General features: G+C 38.3%; 17 protein-coding genes, 2 tRNA genes and 2 rRNA genes. 9 read left to right on the top strand and 12 right to left on the bottom strand.

Annotated features, from left to right (window positions below; genetic code table 11):
• Complete coding sequence (der, locus tag O5637_RS09755) at positions 1–1371, bottom strand: ribosome biogenesis GTPase Der (protein WP_269604572.1); 1371 nt, start codon at positions 1369–1371, stop codon at positions 1–3.
• 110 nt (positions 1372–1481) lie between these two features.
• On the bottom strand, positions 1482–1685 hold the full coding sequence (locus O5637_RS09750) for a hypothetical protein (RefSeq protein WP_269604570.1): 204 nt from the start codon (positions 1683–1685) through the stop codon (positions 1482–1484).
• Between the two features lie 13 nt (positions 1686–1698).
• Between O5637_RS09750 and dusB the strand changes: the two genes are divergently transcribed.
• Positions 1699–2691, top strand: a complete 993-nt coding sequence (gene dusB, locus O5637_RS09745; RefSeq protein WP_269604568.1) for a tRNA dihydrouridine synthase DusB — start codon at positions 1699–1701, stop codon at positions 2689–2691.
• 6 nt (positions 2692–2697) lie between these two features.
• On the opposite strand, the gene cobI is transcribed toward dusB, so the two are convergent.
• From cobI to aroQ, 3 genes are read right to left on the bottom strand one after another with little or no spacing between them, the layout of a single operon-like run.
• Entirely contained in the window at positions 2698–3426 is a 729-nt protein-coding gene (cobI, locus tag O5637_RS09740) for a precorrin-2 C(20)-methyltransferase (protein ID WP_269604567.1), read from the bottom strand.
• Positions 3427–3462: 36 nt separating this feature from the next.
• Positions 3463–4077 carry a tRNA-(ms[2]io[6]A)-hydroxylase gene (locus tag O5637_RS09735; protein ID WP_269604566.1) on the bottom strand — a complete coding sequence of 205 codons (615 nt, stop codon included), beginning with the start codon at positions 4075–4077 and terminating at the stop codon, positions 3463–3465.
• A gap of 7 nt (positions 4078–4084) precedes the next feature.
• A complete protein-coding gene (gene aroQ / locus O5637_RS09730; protein ID WP_269604564.1) occupies positions 4085–4522 on the bottom strand; it encodes a type II 3-dehydroquinate dehydratase in 438 nt (145 codons plus the stop codon).
• Between the two features lie 108 nt (positions 4523–4630).
• On the opposite strand from aroQ, the gene O5637_RS09725 reads away from it, so the two are divergent.
• Positions 4631–4712: transfer RNA gene (locus O5637_RS09725), tRNA-Tyr, on the top strand.
• An 11-nt stretch (positions 4713–4723) separates the two neighbouring features.
• Positions 4724–4795: transfer RNA gene (locus O5637_RS09720), tRNA-Thr, on the top strand.
• A gap of 369 nt (positions 4796–5164) precedes the next feature.
• Here the strand turns inward: O5637_RS09720 and O5637_RS09715 are convergent.
• Positions 5165–5440, bottom strand: coding sequence for a DUF1651 domain-containing protein (locus O5637_RS09715; protein WP_269604562.1), 276 nt, complete (start codon positions 5438–5440; stop codon positions 5165–5167).
• Between the two features lie 531 nt (positions 5441–5971).
• On the bottom strand, positions 5972–6157 hold the full coding sequence (locus O5637_RS09710; protein ID WP_269604560.1) for a hypothetical protein: 186 nt from the start codon (positions 6155–6157) through the stop codon (positions 5972–5974).
• Between the two features lie 220 nt (positions 6158–6377).
• Here O5637_RS09710 and O5637_RS09705 point away from each other — a divergent pair, with 220 nt between their 5' ends.
• Both O5637_RS09705 and O5637_RS10810 read left to right on the top strand, forming a co-directional pair.
• The gene (locus O5637_RS09705; RefSeq protein ID WP_269604558.1) at positions 6378–6518 is read left to right on the top strand and encodes a hypothetical protein; all 141 of its coding nucleotides are present in this window, start codon (positions 6378–6380) and stop codon (positions 6516–6518) included.
• Positions 6519–7305: 787 nt separating this feature from the next.
• Positions 7306–7407 (top strand): DUF4278 domain-containing protein, encoded by a 102-nt coding sequence (locus O5637_RS10810; protein WP_420063712.1) that lies wholly within the window; start codon positions 7306–7308, stop codon positions 7405–7407.
• A gap of 61 nt (positions 7408–7468) precedes the next feature.
• Here O5637_RS10810 and O5637_RS09700 read toward each other — a convergent pair whose 3' ends face one another.
• A complete protein-coding gene (locus O5637_RS09700) occupies positions 7469–8218 on the bottom strand; it encodes a TVP38/TMEM64 family protein (RefSeq protein ID WP_269604557.1) in 750 nt (249 codons plus the stop codon).
• A gap of 79 nt (positions 8219–8297) precedes the next feature.
• Positions 8298–8621 (bottom strand): hypothetical protein, encoded by a 324-nt coding sequence (locus O5637_RS09695; protein ID WP_269604555.1) that lies wholly within the window; start codon positions 8619–8621, stop codon positions 8298–8300.
• 207 nt (positions 8622–8828) lie between these two features.
• Here O5637_RS09695 and O5637_RS09690 point away from each other — a divergent pair, with 207 nt between their 5' ends.
• The gene (locus tag O5637_RS09690) at positions 8829–10208 is read left to right on the top strand and encodes an aldehyde dehydrogenase family protein (protein WP_269604553.1); all 1380 of its coding nucleotides are present in this window, start codon (positions 8829–8831) and stop codon (positions 10206–10208) included.
• Between the two features lie 42 nt (positions 10209–10250).
• Positions 10251–11111 carry a lytic transglycosylase gene (locus O5637_RS09685; protein ID WP_269604551.1) on the top strand — a complete coding sequence of 287 codons (861 nt, stop codon included), beginning with the start codon at positions 10251–10253 and terminating at the stop codon, positions 11109–11111.
• A 1-nt stretch (position 11112) separates the two neighbouring features.
• On the opposite strand, the gene O5637_RS09680 is transcribed toward O5637_RS09685, so the two are convergent.
• The gene (locus O5637_RS09680) at positions 11113–12162 is read right to left on the bottom strand and encodes a hypothetical protein (protein WP_269604549.1); all 1050 of its coding nucleotides are present in this window, start codon (positions 12160–12162) and stop codon (positions 11113–11115) included.
• A 203-nt stretch (positions 12163–12365) separates the two neighbouring features.
• Between O5637_RS09680 and O5637_RS09675 the strand changes: the two genes are divergently transcribed.
• Together O5637_RS09675 and O5637_RS09670 are read left to right on the top strand one after the other, a co-directional pair.
• Positions 12366–12584 carry a photosystem I reaction center subunit IV gene (locus O5637_RS09675; RefSeq protein WP_269604548.1) on the top strand — a complete coding sequence of 73 codons (219 nt, stop codon included), beginning with the start codon at positions 12366–12368 and terminating at the stop codon, positions 12582–12584.
• Between the two features lie 14 nt (positions 12585–12598).
• Positions 12599–13447 carry a DNA-formamidopyrimidine glycosylase gene (locus O5637_RS09670; protein ID WP_269604546.1) on the top strand — a complete coding sequence of 283 codons (849 nt, stop codon included), beginning with the start codon at positions 12599–12601 and terminating at the stop codon, positions 13445–13447.
• Positions 13448–13495: 48 nt separating this feature from the next.
• Here O5637_RS09670 and rrf read toward each other — a convergent pair.
• Both rrf and O5637_RS09660 read right to left on the bottom strand, forming a co-directional pair.
• Positions 13496–13612: ribosomal RNA gene (gene rrf / locus O5637_RS09665) — 5S ribosomal RNA — on the bottom strand.
• Positions 13613–13702: 90 nt separating this feature from the next.
• Positions 13703–16578, bottom strand: a 23S ribosomal RNA gene (locus O5637_RS09660).
• Positions 16579–16762: the final 184 nt, after the last annotated feature.

Here is a 16762-nt window from a genome sequence, read left to right as displayed (position 1 = left end):
CTAATTTCGCCCCCCTTTCTGTTGGCGTGCCAAATCTTTTTCGGCATCGCGTTGCTGCTTCCCTCTCCAAAACAATTTTATAGGAGTCCCTTCAAAACCAAGACCCTCTCTAATTTGTCTCTCAATATATCTTCGATATGTTTCCCCAAACAATTTAGGTTCATTCACAAACAGAGTAAAACTTGGAGGATTAATAGCCACTTGAGTACCGTAATAAAGACGCCCTTGCTTTCCACCTCTCGTTGTAGGAGGACTTCTCCATTTCAATGCCTCAGTCAGTACCTCGTTAACAACTGATGTGGTTACCCTTCTTCTACTCTGATCAACTGCCAAAGTAGCTAATGCAAAAATTCCATCTACTCTTTGTCCCGTAAGCGCAGATGTAAAGATCATCTCAGCCCAGTCGAGAAAGTATAGTTTTGAACGAATGTCTTTTTCCATTGCAGACATTGTGTGACTATCTTTTTCTACAGCATCCCATTTATTAATAACAATCAAACAAGCTCTTCCTTCCTGCTCAATTCTACCTGCAAGCCTTTGATCTTGTTCTGTGACGCCATCCAAAGCATCTATAACCAACACACAGACATCACTTCTTTCTATTGCCTTAAAACTGCGATTAATACCAAAAAATTCTGGGCCATAATTAACACTTCTACGTCTACGTATACCCGCCGTATCAACTAATTTCCATTCCTTACCCTTATTAGTAATTCGAGTATCAATCGTATCTCGAGTTGTACCCCTAATAGAACTAACAATTGCCCTTGTCTCTCCACAAATAGAATTAAGAAGACTTGACTTGCCTACATTTGGTCTCCCAATAATTGCTAATTGGACAGGAGAATCACTAACTTCATCTAAATCTTTAGAGGGAAACAAATTGACTACATTATCAAGCAGGTCGCCTGTACCTACTCCATGTATAGCAGAAATTGGATAGGGCTCACCAAGACCAAGCTTCCAAAATTCAGCTGCCATCGCTAACCCTTGTTCGGGAGATTCACATTTATTGACCACCACGAGTGTTTTACAAGAATGAGACCTTAAAAATTCAGCAATCGATTCATCTGCGGTAGTAACTCCCTCCTGGCCATCAACAATGACTAATGCAACCACTGCCTCTTCAAGTGCAAGATTAGCCTGCTCTCTAATTTCAGGAAGGAACTCACTATCGTCGTCAAAAACCAGGCCTCCAGTATCTACAACTTTGAAATCTCTATCCCTCCAAAATCCATTTTGATAAGTTCGGTCTCTAGTTACACCTGGTTCATCATGAACAATGGCTTCTCTGCTCTGACATAAGCGATTCACCAATGTAGATTTCCCAACATTTGGGCGTCCAATTATTGCAACTATTGGTAGCGCCAAATTTCTCTACCTTTCATAAGATTATTTACCCTTTATAGGTCAAAATCAAGATTCATTCTTCATACTACAAGTATGAGCAAAGAGTTCGATTCCAAAATGAAATTTAGAAATCAAACTTCCCTAAAAAGATTGACCCAAAGGAAAAGGGATTCATTTACTAGCAAACCATCTTTAAAAACAATCCTTCTGGTTTTGATAGCTTTTCTGCAAGTACCAATTTCCTTACAAGCATCATTAAGTATTTTTTGCTTATTTTCTGAAACCGGCGAAGCAAATAAAACTTTGTTTTTTTGTAAAAACTGATATAAATCCAAGATTACTTTAAAGATGAAAGAGTTATCTCCGATTTTTTTAGCAGGAAATGGTACTTCTAGATCTTTGGAATGTCCCATTATTCAGTCCCCACTAGCAGGCGTAAGCGATCAAATATTCAGGAAATTTGTTCGCAGATGGTCTCCAAAAGCTTTACTTTTTACCGAAATGGTAAATGCAAAAAGTCTTGAATTAGGTCATGGAAAAGAGAAGGTAATTGAGCTTTCAGAAGAGAGTGGACCCATTGGTGTTCAACTTTTTGACCATAGGCCAAATTCAATGATAGAAGCTGCAATCCAAGCCGAATCATCTGGTGCATTTCTTATAGATATCAATATGGGTTGCCCAGTAAAAAAAATTGCCAGGAAAGGAGGCGGCAGTGCTCTATTAAAAGAACCAGAACTTGCTCAATTAATTGTCAAAAAGGTTTCCAAGGCGATATCAATTCCAGTAACAGTAAAAATAAGGTTGGGGTGGTGTGAGACCACAAGTAATCCAGTATCTTTTGCTTTAGGGCTACAGGAGGCTGGAGCACAACTGATAACTGTTCATGGGCGAACGAGAAGGCAAGGATTCTCTGGGAATGCAAACTGGGAAGCTATTTCAAAAATCAAAAAGTCATTAGATATCCCTGTCATTGCTAATGGTGATATTAAAAACTCTCGAGATGCTATTGAATGCCTAAATATTACTAATGCCGATGGGGTGATGATAGGCAGGGCAAGCATGGGTGCCCCATGGCTAGTTGGGCAAATTGATGAAGAAATTAAAAAACAAAAAACTTTTGAACCACCTGACGCAAAGATGAAAGTAAGCTTATCTTTAGAACACCTAAAATTACTTGTTTCAAAGAAAGGTACTCATGGACTTTTGATTGCTAGGAAACATATGAATTGGACTTGTAGAGGTTTTGAAGGCGCCTCTACTCTTCGCCACAAATTAGTTAGAGCAAGCACTCCAAAAGACGCAATAAAACTACTCGAAGACGAACTAATGAAATTCAACTAAAAAGTTTTAGGGCATTATCAACGGCCAACTTTGTCTAATCAACAGTAAAGAAAAATATGGCCTAGTCCCTGCGGGTAGATCAGATGCCCTAAGAATTTGTTGAGCTGAAAATCCTATTCTTTCTGCGAATATAGACTTTTTTATTAGATCAAGTTCTTGAAGCAAAGGTTTGACCCATTCCCATTTTTTACCAAGTTTTAGCAAAACAACTACCCTTTTCTTAGACGCCGCATTAGACAAAACAACCTTCAACTCCTCAGATGAGTCTGGAACGGGCAAAACAAGTAATTGTTCCTCTTTAAAAGCAAGTGGTAATCTACTTTTCGCGGCAGCTGCAGAAAAAGATGTAACACCTGGAATCAAGTTAACAACGCACTCTGGATGATATTTTTCTAACTCCTTTGAAAGATACGACCCTGTCGAAAAAATCGAGATATCTCCTTGAGCAAGAAAAATAACTCTTTCACCTTTCTCAACCATCTTCATTAATTCATCCCCAGCGACTCGCCATGCACTTTGTAAAGTGTTCTGATCGTCAACCATGGGGAAATGTAAAGGTAATTTTTTTTTATCTTTGGTTATCCATTTTGAAGCAATTTTTGCAGCAAGACTCTCTCCTCCCCAAGTCGAGACAGGATAAGAAACAACAGTTGATTCTTGAATGGCATCAACTGCTGCCAAAGTTAATAAAGAAGGATCACCTGGGCCTACGCCAGTAATAGTCAAAACTTTCATTTAGTTGAGTAACATTTGTCTACTTAAAAGAGATAATTAACTATGCATTCTTGGTTCATGATGCATTTCCAATAAAGCATCAGATTCAACCTTAGCTAATTCTTCTAACCTAGAAGTAAGAAGATTTCGATCAAAACGTTCATCTGCCAACTTCCAATAAATTCCAAAATGCCTAGCCTCGCTTTTTAGTAAGTCGGCATATAAATTACGAAGTTCAATATCAGTAGAATGTATAGACAATAATTTCATTCTTTCATGACTCCTTGCCTCAATAAGGCCCGCGACTAGAAAACTATCCAACATTCGAAATGGTTCATCTTTAGAAATATTTTTTGCCAGAATTGTTCCATAAGGAGGTGAGGCTAATTTTTGAAGTTTTTTTCCACGCGACTTCAAAATAGACAAAACCCTCTCAAAATGTTCAAGCTCCTCTCTTGCTAAAGGGCTTAAGACCTCTGAAAGCCCAGGTTCACTTACATAACGAAACATAAGTTGCAACGCCACTCCAGCAGCCTTTCTCTCACAATGCGCATGGTCCAAAAGTATTTCCATTGGATTAGAAATTGCAAGATCTACCCAATCTTCAGTAGTTTTATTTACTAGCCAGCGAATCTTTGATTGCCCAAAAACTTGAGATTTTGAATTATCCATAAGTTCCTCAGGCTTGCTTTAAATAAGAAACTATCCCCTCCAAAGCAAGTTGATAACTATTTGCTCCAAAGCCACAAACTAAACCCACTGCTTTATCTGAAAGGAATGATTTATGTCGAAATTCTTCCCTAGAATAAATATTACTTAAATGTACTTCTACATAAGGAATAGAAACTCCTAACAAAGCATCTCTAAGAGCAATAGAGGTATGTGTATAAGCACCTGCGTTAATTAAAATTCCATCAATTGAACCAACACAATTCTGAATGCAATCAATCATCTCGCCCTCTGAATTACTCTGAAAGAATTTGAGCTTTGCATCAAGCTCACTAGCTAAATTCAATAACTCTTCCTGAATGTCTTCTAAAGTTTGCGATCCATATAAAGATGGTTCCCTTTTTCCAAGAAGATTTAAATTAGGACCATTAACAAGTAAAAGATCCATACTCCTTAGGAATTAAACATCTTTCATGATCGTATCCATTACAACCTCAAAGGACCAACAAATTCGAGAAAAGTGGCACCATTTACTGTTAATCTCATGACGTGGATCGGGTCGGTGCCCGAGTGGTTAATGGGGGCGGACTGTAAATCCGCTGGCTACGCCTACGTTGGTTCAAATCCAACCCGGCCCATCTTTCCACAAGCCCTTGTAGCTCAGCGGTAGAGCACTCCCTTGGTAAGGGAGAGGTCTCGGGTTCAAGTCCCGACGAGGGCATCGTCGGAGGGACATCAAAGAGATTCAACCGCAAAAAAGAGACCTCAAAGGGTCTCTTTTTAAATGCTGATGCACTGCGAATAATGAGGATTTGCGAAAAAATACTTAGCAGGAACTTTCAGGATAAATCAAAAACTGAAAACTAAATATTCCCGATTTGTTCCAGACAAGAATACAAATGTTCCCGACAAAAATTGCATTAAAGAAGGGGGTGAGATTATGGTCACCCCCTTTGAGTTCAGCACTTTTGTATCCAAATGAACATTTCACCCCGACTTTCTAACTTCGACCCAATGGAACGGAAGTGCTAGAACTCCTAATTCATTTCTAACAAATATGTATTAAAGAAACATGAGATTAAACACCTGATTAAGCGACAGCATCATTTATCTGATTCTCCACTAACTCCCAATCATTAGACAGCAGTTCATTCCAAGTTTCATAAGCGGATTCATAATCCAGTCTTCTTGTGTTTTTCAATTGGGTTGGGATACCTTTTTCCGTGCAATACCAAAGTTGAGTTAAGACAGTCGGTGTAACCATGACCGATTTCGGATCACGAATAAAGAACAAACAAAAATCTCTTGCAGGAGCGACTAACCATCCTGCTGGAGTCGACAATGCTTCTTTTATTGGTTGGTTCATTTCTTAATTAAAATGACAAAGAAACCTCCTCCTCAATGATGGCTTCTTTGCCGCTTACGACGAGGATTTAACTAATACAAATATACTATCCCTGCCTAGATAGTCAAGCAAAGAGGTCGCGATAAAAAAAGGGGGTGGGTGAGATTTTGGTAACCCCCTTTGAGTTCAGCACTAATGTATTTAACTGAACTTTCCACCTTGAATAACCCAACCATCTACTGGCAAGTAAGTACTAGTACGCCTAATTCATTTCCAGCAAATCTGGACAAAGTGAACATGAGAACAAATTCCTGTTTAATCAGCGACCTAATAATCTTTGTGCTTTCTGATAATCAATTTTAAAAGATCGAAAATCGTTGTTATTAACTCAATATTTCAACTGAAAGTAATAAGGAATTAGATGTGGAAGCATTTCAAAGGAAATCAATAGGATAGATAGCCAAAGAAAGATTGATGAAAGAGTATTAGACCCATTGGACCTGAAACTACGAGTCGCTTGCATGATCACACATCCGGTTAGTTCAATGTTTTTTAGTAGTCCATTGAGCAGTTACCAAACTGCACGCATTCATTCTCGTAATCGACCTCATCAAAATCAGTTTCATAATTAGAAACCAGATTGCACCAATCGTTCCCTTGGATAGGAACCCCACAAGATTTAGAGAATGTTTCCTTTACGTCTTCGATTGCATGTTTAAAAGGATTACCGCATGACATGGCTTGTCCTCCTAATAGTGTCTTGATTTATTTCTACTCCTACAAACCAAAAATATCTATACAGAGAACCCAACTGTAGAAATACCTTGATGTTCTCACCACTATGAATTTCCATTCAAGAGGCGTGAAGCAAGATCAGGAGTCAAAACACTTCTATCTCTGGGGTAATGGCCTCGAAGGGGGCAATCAAACATTCCCTTGCTACTTACGAGGTATCTTTATGATTAAAAAAAGAGCCAAGATTTGGACAACAATCATTGCTAATAGTCAATGGTTTTCTAAACTTTTTACTAGCATGGCAGATGCTTTAGTTGATGACTTCACGAATAATCAACCCATAAGGGTTTGGAAATCAATCTAATTCAGGAGATATTCTCGCCGAAGGAGACTGATTTAACTAATTAAAAATTGCATTAAGAGAGGGGCCCTAATGATTCATCAACCTTGAGTCCGTGTCTTTATTTATAGAACGGATTGTGTGAGTGGTTTCTCTGCTTTCCTTTTTCACTCAAATCCACAAAGAGTCTGCATCAAAAAAAATTCCTAATTACCCAAAGGAAGTAAATCCTACTTATGCATTTATTGCTGAAATGCGCAAACAATTGATTCGACAAACTGACTCTCTTTTGGGATAGAAGACATGATTAAAAAGACGGAGAAGTTCAATGTGAATCAGGGTATGACTCTTTTGCTGCTTAAAAAAATTTCATTACCTGCAAACCTAGTATTTCAACTGATTCTCTTTATTACTAATTCAGAAAATAATATTGGTTACGAGAAATATTAATAGGCACAAAAAAACCGCCCGTTCAGAACAAGGCGGTTTTTTTGTGAGATCAGGCGCAAGTGTTTCCTTGTTTCCACTGCTGAGGATCTCTACTCCTCACAAAACAAAAATAAGCTGATTTACAGTAAAAAGAGCAATTAGAAGTAAAGTTTTTAAACTGTCACAGATCATAAGGATTAAAAAGTTTTGCTTCAGCAAAGACAATCAGCTTTTTGTAACAAGATGAACATCGACAAAACAATATTCTGTTTATAGTAAATCTGTAGCAACAACTACCAAAAACGTTCAACTCATCCAATGATGAGCCGCAGTTTGACTCAAGCCAAGGAACGGGGACTTGAGCATATTTCGGAGATAAAAAATGTCTTTAACCTACAGAGGTCTTAAGTACAACCAGCATAAAGCAATTGTAGAAAAGCAGCATGTACAACTTACATATCGAGGTAAGTTATACCAAAGCTAGATACAATTACAATTTCTATTTGCCCTTAATTTTTAAGGGTTTTTTTTTGCAAACTTTTAAATTACTTAATAATATTAGATCTTTTATTGAAATATAAATTTATCATTGCCAAGGTGAAAATTATTAAAAAAGATATTAAGAATAAAAAAAGGTAATTACCAGAAATCATATCTAATTCTCCATTCAATATTTTTTGTAAGAAATTTTTTAATCCAATATCTTTGATTTTTCTTGCGGCAAAACCACTAGCAACAAAAGGTGAATCTGAGATTATTATGCTAAAAATCAAAGCAGGCATAAACCTTTTCCATGTAATTTTCGTTAGTCCAATTGCATAGCAAACAAAATCAAAGAACCCTGACATCAAAAGAGCTGTCATAAGGAAATAATTATTTTCCAGATAATCTTGACTAATGCTTTCGACTTTTCGCATTTGTCTTGAACCAAGTAATCTACTAATGTAATTTCTTCCTAATTTTCTAGCAAGTAGAAATGATATTGAACAAGAGAAAAAATCTGCAAAAAATATAATAACTAGCCCCTGCGTAAAGCCAAACTGAAATCCAGCAGCAGCGGAAAATATTGTTCCAGGTAAAACTGGTATTATTATACTAATGGATCTTAATAAAAATAATAAGAATATTAATATTAAGCTAAAAAAGTTATTCGAATTTAAACCGCTAACAATGTCATAAAAGAAATCACTAATACTATTAACATCCAACAGAAAAATATTAATACATACAACAACAACAAAGAAAGCTATTATTACGTACCTAAAATATTTACTAATGATAAAATTATTAGTCATAAAATATTTTTACAATGGAAATCTAATTCAATCTTTAAATTATAGTAATCAGATTATTAAAAAATTCGTAAAGAGATCACTAATTCTGTTCAAACTTTAAGCTACACATTGTATTAGCCTCTGTTAAAGGCATTTCTCCGGAGTTCCATTTCTCATATACGCATGTATAAAAAGGTTCATTTAAACTACTTAAATCATTTTTTTGATCTATTAATTCTCTTAGATATTTAGCTTTGGCCCTAAGATATTCTTTTTTATATAACCAGTACATCACCTCGGCAACACCTACAAAAGCAAGGGAGAATACCAAAACGACAAACAAATGATTAATCAATCTTTCTATTCTAGGGATTAATACAATAGTCCTAATATCCAAATAAAGTAACTCGTAAATAATACTCAAAACCCTTTTTCTTTTTTTTTACTTAAAATAGTGATTATTACCTTTGAATATTTTCATAGCCACTGTTAATAATTTTCAGATCAAATAGTTGCCATTCAGAGCCTTAGAGCCAAGAACCGAGTCAAAATACTTATGGAGCTGTCTTCTTAGGCCCTAAGCTCAATTAATGATTTATTTTGTTAGAAGGAATGAAAATCGGAAACAACAATGTCATTAGAAAATTTCGTACTTAATCAATTACAAGATCCCGTTTTATCTGGTAAAACAAGGCACGAGAAGTGGAGAAGGAAACAACTCGATGCTTTATCAAAATTATTAGAAAACCATCAGAAAGAAATCTTAAATGCTTTAAATCAGGATTTAGGAAAGCCTGCCACAGAAGCCTTCTTTGAGATTATTGCTGTTAAACAAGAAATCAAACTGGCGCAAAAAAGTTTATCCAATTGGATGAAGACAAAGCAAATCAACGTTCCTGTCTCTCTTAGACCTGCTCAAGCATTGGTCCAACCAGATCCTTTGGGCTGCATTCTGATAATTGGTCCGTGGAACTATCCTTTTTCACTTACTCTTCAACCACTTGTAGGAGCGTTAGCCGCTGGGAACACAGCTGTTTTAAAACCATCTGAGCATGCACCACATGTATCTTCTCTAATAAAAAAACTTATAGAAAAATATTTTGCACCAGAGATCGCACAAGTCTTTGAAGGAAATGGAAGTATTGCTGCTGATTTAATGACTCAACAATTTGATCACGTCTTTTTTACGGGTGGAGAAAATATAGGAAAAAAAGTAATGGAAGCCGCCTCAAAAAACCTTACTCCCGTTACTTTAGAGCTTGGGGGCAAAAGCCCAGCCATTGTAATCGATGGTGCCAATATAGAAGTAACTGCCAAGAGAATTACATGGGGAAAAAGTCTAAACGCTGGTCAAACATGTATTGCGCCGGATTATTTATTGGTTGAGCATGAACTTTTTGATTCTTTAATTATTAATTTAAAAAATTCGATTAATGATTTTTATGGAAATACACCATTAGATTCAAAACATATGGGGAGAATTATCAATCAAAATCAATTTGATAGACTTAATAATTTATTAAAACAAGCAAAAAAGAATAACCAGATTATCTATGGAGGAGATAGCAATGAAAAAGAAAAAAGAATTAGCCCTACTCTCATCAAAATCGATAATAGAAATGATCCACTAATGAAGGAAGAACTTTTTGGTCCATTGCTACCTATTTTATGTATTAAAAATCTCGACCAAGCCATTTCAGACTTAAAGTTATTGCCTAAACCACTTGCTCTATATCTTTTTGGTGGGAGCGAGAAAGAACAAGGAAAAGTACTTTCAATGACCTCATCAGGAGGCGTTTGTTTTAATGATGTTGTATTACAAGCAGGAATTCCAGAACTTCCATTTGGAGGTGTTGGAACAAGTGGTATGGGAAAATATCATGGCAAAGCAGGTTTTGATAACTTTACTCATTACAAATCAGTCCTAAAAAGACCTTTTTGGCTAGATCTAAATTTCAGATACCCTCCGTATAAATTAGATATATCTTTACTTAACAAATTATTAGGTTAAAATAATTTTATCGACAAGATAGATTATTAATTTAGGCTTGAGATGATTACAAAGAAAAAAATACCAATAGTTTTATTTTGCATTAATAGTGTTATCTTTCTCTTATCAATATTTACTTTAAAAGCTAGTGCAGAAACAAAGATTATTGCAAAAAGTGGTGATACCCTTGTCAAGATATCCAAGCAATATAGAGTTCCCTTGAAAGAACTAATGTATAAAAATAATTTCAATGATGCGACAAAAATAGTAGAAGGAGAAGTTATAGTAATACCTGATAAAAACATTACTAAATACAAAAAGAATGAACATCTAACTTATAAAGTTCTTGAAGGAGATACTCTTTATAAGATTGCAAGAGATTACAACGTAAATATAAAAGATATTATTTACATAAATAATCTAACAAATGATTCTTATCTTAAGCTTAATCAGATTATTTTATTACCAAAGGGAGCTAAATATAAAAAAGCAATTAATGAAGAAGATATTAAATTAGCCAGTAAAAAAGTTTTTTATCATAAAACATCTAAGACAGAAGATCTTTCAACGATCGCATATATACACAAAATACCAATAGAAGAAATTAAGACTTTGAATACATTAAATGATCCTATAAAAATCAAGCCTAATATCAAATTAAAATTAAGAGAGAATAAACCTTCAAAATGGCTAAAATATGGCTCATTAATGATCAATTGGTCAGACTGGACATATTTTGATGGCAAATATATTGCTCAAGCAAAAACAAAAAAAAATAAAAATTTCTATTTAGCTCTTAGCTGCCAAAACAGAGCATTAAACAATACATTAAATAATGCTTACTGGACAAGATGGTATTTCCCTGAAACTGATTTTGAATTTAAATTAATTAATGACTTTTGTGATCAGGATTTTAATTTTTAAATTATTTATTCATTTCAAGAGATGGAGGTTCCAATCTTTCAGAGTCTTCCTCAACAAGTTGCAATCTCAACCTTTTCCCTCCTGAAAGTTCTCCAAGAGAAACTCTTATTGTTGAACCAGTTAGCGTTTGCAGAGTGTCTAAAAGCTCTCTTAAATAAGGCGTACTACTCCCAGACTCGACCCATAGCCTCTCTTGCAAACCTTCTAATCTTTTCCAAGCGGAATGAAACTTTAGAATAGAACTCTCTATTGTTTTTGCTTGCCCAAAAGCATCTGAAAGTAATCCTAAAGAATCCAACCTGAGAGCTTCTTGAGTGGCTTTATCTAAATTTAAATTCTTATTTTGAAAAGCTCTTAAAGCTAGAGAAGCATCTAAAGACTTTCCCATCCATTTAGCAGTATTCGTCATGTCTTTTACTGAATCAATTTCAGGGTTTTCTCTTAAAGTTTGGCAGATTTCTTCTTGCTGTATAGGCGACAACTTAGATAATTCTCTTACCAATGGCGCAACAAACTTAGCTGGTAACAAATTCGATTGCGTTTTTTCTCTAATTTCATCTGGCAAAAGAGAGCTTGTTGCGGCCATAAATTGATCAGTTAAACTCTTTACTTGTCTTCTTGTTATGTCCTTCCCTTCATTCGCAGCCTCAGAAATCATATGTTGAATCTCAGGTTCAGCATGTGCCGTTTCGATAAAAGCTCTTTTTGAAAAATTATTTACGCTTGATTCTTCAAGAATTCCATCCACCACAAGATTATCTGACGAATCAGCTAATTGAATAAGCGAATATGCTTTGCTTTTACTGATTTCCATCTCCCTTAACCACTGCAAAAAGCCTGTACCCCTACCATCCCCGCCTCTCTTTTCTCTATCTCTTACAACGCGTAAAATCCTTCCTCTCCAAATTTCGGTTTGTAAATCAAACTGCTCGCAAATAGACCATGCATTTTCTAATCTCTCAATGAAATCAATATTACTTAAGTCGTCTTGCTCAGGATCAGGCAAATCAAAACTAAGAGAAGAGGGGTCTAAAGATGACTTTGATATCACAAAAAATAAAATCTTTTAAGGTTCAACACTTCAAAGCTAATTGAAAATTAGCCCGAAAATCAATATGAATTATTTTTGTCTGGAAGCTAAAAATAATTTAAAGACGATCTACTTTTTTAAAATACCAGCGACAGTCTGTGACACAAATACAAATATTTCCTGTTCTGATGGATAATAATGATATTAATCATTAGAGAAGTCAGATGAGCTTTGCAAGAAAAGATAAGGTTCGCATCTTGCGACAAGAATCATACTGGTTCAATCAAATTGGAGAAATAGTTTCTATCGATAAATCTCCAGCGATGAGGTACCCAGTGACTGTCAAATTTGAAAAATGTGATTTCAAAGCTTTCAGTGGTGTTGATGGTGGTGCCAATACCAGTCAATTTTCAGTAAAAGAATTAGAAGCTGCATCAAATTAGCTGCATTATTACTTTTGCCTGAATTACCAGAAGTTGAGACAGTTAGAAAGGGACTTAATAAACTTCTCAATAGTTTTTTTATTGAAAGAATAGAAGTATTAAAAGAAAGATCAATTGCAAGTATTGGTGGATCTGAAAGTTTCAAAAGTAATATTAAAAATAGTTATTTAGGGGAATGGGAAAGAAGAGGGAAATATTTAATAGGTTCACTAAATACGAAAGATAAAATTAGTAAAGGTTTTTTGGTTGTTCACCTTAGGATGACCGGTCAATTCAAATTAATAAATAAACAAATACCCCCATGCAAACATACTAGAGTAAGGTTTTTTGCAAAGAGAGGAAAAGAGCTTCGTTTTATAGACATTAGAAATTTCGGACAAATGTGGTACGTACCACCATCGAAATCAGTCCCAGAGATAGTATCTGGAATTAAAAGATTAGGTCCAGAGCCGTTTAGTTCTGATTTTAATAATCATTATTTAAAAGAATACTTGAAGAAAAAAACTCGCTCGATTAAATCTGCTTTATTAGATCAAGAAACTGTTGCTGGTGTTGGAAACATATATGCAGATGAAACATTATTTGATGCAGGTATTAATCCAAAAACCAAAAGTAGGAATTTAAAAAACTCTGAATTAAAAAAACTTTGCAATAGTCTGGTCAAAATTTTAAATATAAGTATAGGAGAGGGAGGTACAACTTTTAGTGACTTTAGAGATTTAGAGGGAATTAATGGAAATTATGGGGGACAAGCATTGGTATATAGAAGAAGTGGTAAAAGCTGTAAAAAATGTGGAGGGAAGATTTTGCGAGAAAAAATTTGTGGCAGAAGCACTCACTGGTGTCCTAATTGCCAAAAATAATTTTCCATTAAAAGAGGGTCCAAAAGGACCCTCTTTTGAAATATTTTTACCTGGCATTGAGCTATTTTCTCAGGGGGCTACCCCCCAAATATCGTCGCCGCTGATGCGTTTCACAACCGAGTTCGAGATGGATCGGAGTGGTTCCACATCGCCATGAACACCAGGATAGTGTTATTTAAGAACCCTGAAGACTGCATAGAAATTATTAAAAAATAATCAGAAAAAACAAAGCATTAATTTGAGTAAAAGCAAAAGAAGGTCAAGCCCTCGATCTATTAGTACTCCTCCGCTGCATCTGTTACCAGACTTCCACGTAGAGCCTATCAACGGGTGTTCTTCCCGTGATCTTACTGGTTTAAACCATGGGAATACTCATCTTGAGGTGGGCTTCCCACTTAGATGCTTTCAGCGGTTATCCACTCCGCACATGGCTACCCAGCGTTTACCGTTGGCACGATAACTGGTACACCAGAGGTGCGTTCCTCCCGGTCCTCTCGTACTAGGGAGAAATCCTCTCAATATTCCTGCGCATACACCGGATATGGACCGAACTGTCTCACGACGTTCTGAACCCAGCTCGCGTACCGCTTTAATGGGCGAACAGCCCAACCCTTGGGACCGACTTCAGCCCCAGGTTGCGATGAGCCGACATCGAGGTGCCAAACCTCCCCGTCGATGTGAACTCTTGGGGGAGATCAGCCTGTTATCCCTAGAGTAACTTTTATCCGTTGAGCGACGGCCCTTCCACTCAGAACCGTCGGATCACTAAAACCGACTTTCGTCCCTGTTCGACTTGTAGGTCTCACAGTCAAGCTTCCTTCTGCTTTTGCACTCGACGACTGATTTCCAACCAGCCTGAGGAAACCTTTGTGCGCCTCCGTTACCTTTTAGGAGGCGACCGCCCCAGTCAAACTGCCCAGCAGATACTGTCCGTTTCCCGGATAACGGGTAAACGTTAGATCTCTAGCTCTGAAAGAGTGGTATCTCACCGTTGACTCAGTAGCACCCAAAAGCACTACTTCAATGTCTCCCACCTATCCTGCGCATTCAGAGCCCGAGAACAATACCAACCTGCAGTAAAGCTTCATAGGGTCTTTCTGTCCGGGTGTATGTAGTCCGCATCTTCACAGACAATTCTATTTCGCCGAGCCTCTCTCCGAGACAGCGCCCAGATCGTTACACCTTTCGTGCGGGTCGGAACTTACCCGACAAGGAATTTCGCTACCTTAGGACCGTTATAGTTACGGCCGCCGTTCACCGGGGCTTCAGTCACCAGCTTCGCTTACGCTAACCAGCTTCCTTAACCTTCCGGCACTGGGCAGGTGTCAGCCCCCATACATCGTCTTGCGACTTAGCGGAGACCTGTGTTTTTGGTAAACAGTCGCCTGGGCCTCTTCACTGCGACCAGCTTTCGCTGGCATCCCTTCTCCCGAAGTTACGGGACCATTTTGCCGAGTTCCTTAGAGAGAGTTATCTCGCGCCCCTCGGTATTCTCTACCACCCCACCTGTGTCGGTTTCGGGTACTGGCAGTTATGCCTTAACGGGTATAGGGATTTTCTTGGAAGCATGACGTCACCAACTTCGCTGCCGTGGCAGCTCGTACTCACGCCTTAGCTCAGAACGTTTTCTCCGTTCCTCAAAGCCTCGAACGCTTGAACCAGTAACCAACATCTGGATTGGCTAGCCTTCTCCGTCCCCCTTCCCAAAACATAACTGGTACAGGAATGTTGACCTGTTATCCATCGACTACGCCTTTCGGCCTGACCTTAGGACCAGACTAACCCTCCGCGGACGAGCCTGCCGGAGGAACCCTTAGGGTTTCGGGGCATGGGATTCTCACCCATGTTTTCGCTACTCAAGCCGACATTCTCACTTCTATGCAGTCCACGCCCGCTTACGCTAACGCTTCACCCCACATAGAACGCTCCCCTACCATTTATAAATAAATCCGCAGCTTCGGTACAACACTTAGCCCCGTTCATTTTCGGCGCAGGATCGCTCGACCAGTGGGCTATTACGCACTCCTTTGAGGATGGCTGCTTCTAAGCAAACCTCCTGGTTGTCTGGGCAATCCCACCTCCTTTATCACTTAGTGTTGATTTTGGGACCTTAGCTGGCGGTCTGGGCTGTTTCCCTTTCGACTATGGAGCTTATCCCCCACAGTCTGACTGCCTAGTTACACACAGGGTATTCAGAGTTCATCACGATTTGGTACCGCTCTCGCAGCCCGCACCGAAATGGTCGCTTTACCCCCCTGCTGGAGCACTAGACGCTACGCCTCAACGTATTTCGGGGAGAACCAGCTAGCTCCTGGTTCGATTGGCATTTCACCCCTAACCACAGCTCATCCGGTGACTTTTCAACGTCAGTCGGTTGGGACCTCCACTTGGTATCACCCAAGCTTCATCCTGGCCATGGTTAGATCACCAGGGTTCGGGTCTATAAACACTGACAAAACGCCCTATTCAGACTCGCTTTCGCTATGGCTCCACCATTCTCGGTTTAACCCGCCAGTGCCTATAAGTCGCCGGCTCATTCTTCAACAGGCACACGGTCACCCGATAAGTCGGGCTCCCATTGCTTGTAGGCTCATGGTTTCATGTTCTATTTCACTCCCCTCCCGGGGTTCTTTTCACCTTTCCCTCACGGTACTGTTTCACTATCGGTCACACAGGAGTACTTAGCCTTACGAGGTGGTCCTCGTAGATTCACACGGAATTCCACGTGCTCCGTGCTACTCGGGATACAGATAGGCTAACTCTCCTTTCGATTACGGGGCTTTCACCCTCTATGGCGCGCCATTCAAGCGCTTCTTCTAGGTTTGTTAGTCCACGTTTCTGTCCCACAACCCCGACAGTCGAAACTATCGGTTTGGGCTATTCCCCGTTCGCTCGCCGCTACTTAGGGAGTCGTTATTTACTTTCCTTTCCTCCAGCTACTAAGATGTTTCAGTTCGCTGGGTTGGCTCGTGCCAGCCTATATATTCAGCTGGCCGTTCTAAGGGTTGCCCCATTCGGAAATTCCCGGATCAAAGCGTGTATCCAGCTCCCCGAGACATATCGCAGGTAACCACGTCCTTCATCGCCTCTGTGTGCCAAGGTATCCGCCATGAGCCCTTTGTAGCTTGACCTTAATACAATCACAAAATCAATTGTGCTCGGCTATTACTCAAGAATTAAACATGAATTCCATAAACAAATAATTTGGTTTTAAGGCCACATTATTTGTTCAGAATTATGCATCCATGAGATGCTTTATTCTTTCTAATCTATGCAGTTTTCAAGGTTCTACTGAATTCTCATGGAATAAATCCA

Source organism: Prochlorococcus marinus str. MIT 0917, assembly GCF_027359575.1.
Lineage (GTDB): Bacteria > Cyanobacteriota > Cyanobacteriia > PCC-6307 > Cyanobiaceae > Prochlorococcus_B > Prochlorococcus_B marinus_D.
This window is presented reverse-complemented; position numbering and strand designations above follow the sequence as displayed.

Coding starts and splice junctions, on each gene's coding strand:
- O5637_RS10810 (WP_420063712.1), top strand. CDS start 7,306: ATGTCTTTAACCTACAGAGGTCTTAAGTACAACCAGCATAAAGCAATT.
- aroQ (WP_269604564.1), bottom strand. CDS start 4,522: ATGGATCTTTTACTTGTTAATGGTCCTAATTTAAATCTTCTTGGAAAA.
- O5637_RS09710 (WP_269604560.1), bottom strand. CDS start 6,157: ATGTCATGCGGTAATCCTTTTAAACATGCAATCGAAGACGTAAAGGAA.
- O5637_RS09690 (WP_269604553.1), top strand. CDS start 8,829: ATGTCATTAGAAAATTTCGTACTTAATCAATTACAAGATCCCGTTTTA.
- O5637_RS09735 (WP_269604566.1), bottom strand. CDS start 4,077: ATGGATAATTCAAAATCTCAAGTTTTTGGGCAATCAAAGATTCGCTGG.
- O5637_RS09685 (WP_269604551.1), top strand. CDS start 10,251: ATGATTACAAAGAAAAAAATACCAATAGTTTTATTTTGCATTAATAGT.
- O5637_RS09700 (WP_269604557.1), bottom strand. CDS start 8,218: ATGACTAATAATTTTATCATTAGTAAATATTTTAGGTACGTAATAATA.
- dusB (WP_269604568.1), top strand. CDS start 1,699: ATGAAAGAGTTATCTCCGATTTTTTTAGCAGGAAATGGTACTTCTAGA.
- O5637_RS09675 (WP_269604548.1), top strand. CDS start 12,366: ATGAGCTTTGCAAGAAAAGATAAGGTTCGCATCTTGCGACAAGAATCA.
- cobI (WP_269604567.1), bottom strand. CDS start 3,426: ATGAAAGTTTTGACTATTACTGGCGTAGGCCCAGGTGATCCTTCTTTA.
- O5637_RS09705 (WP_269604558.1), top strand. CDS start 6,378: ATGATTAAAAAAAGAGCCAAGATTTGGACAACAATCATTGCTAATAGT.
- O5637_RS09715 (WP_269604562.1), bottom strand. CDS start 5,440: ATGAACCAACCAATAAAAGAAGCATTGTCGACTCCAGCAGGATGGTTA.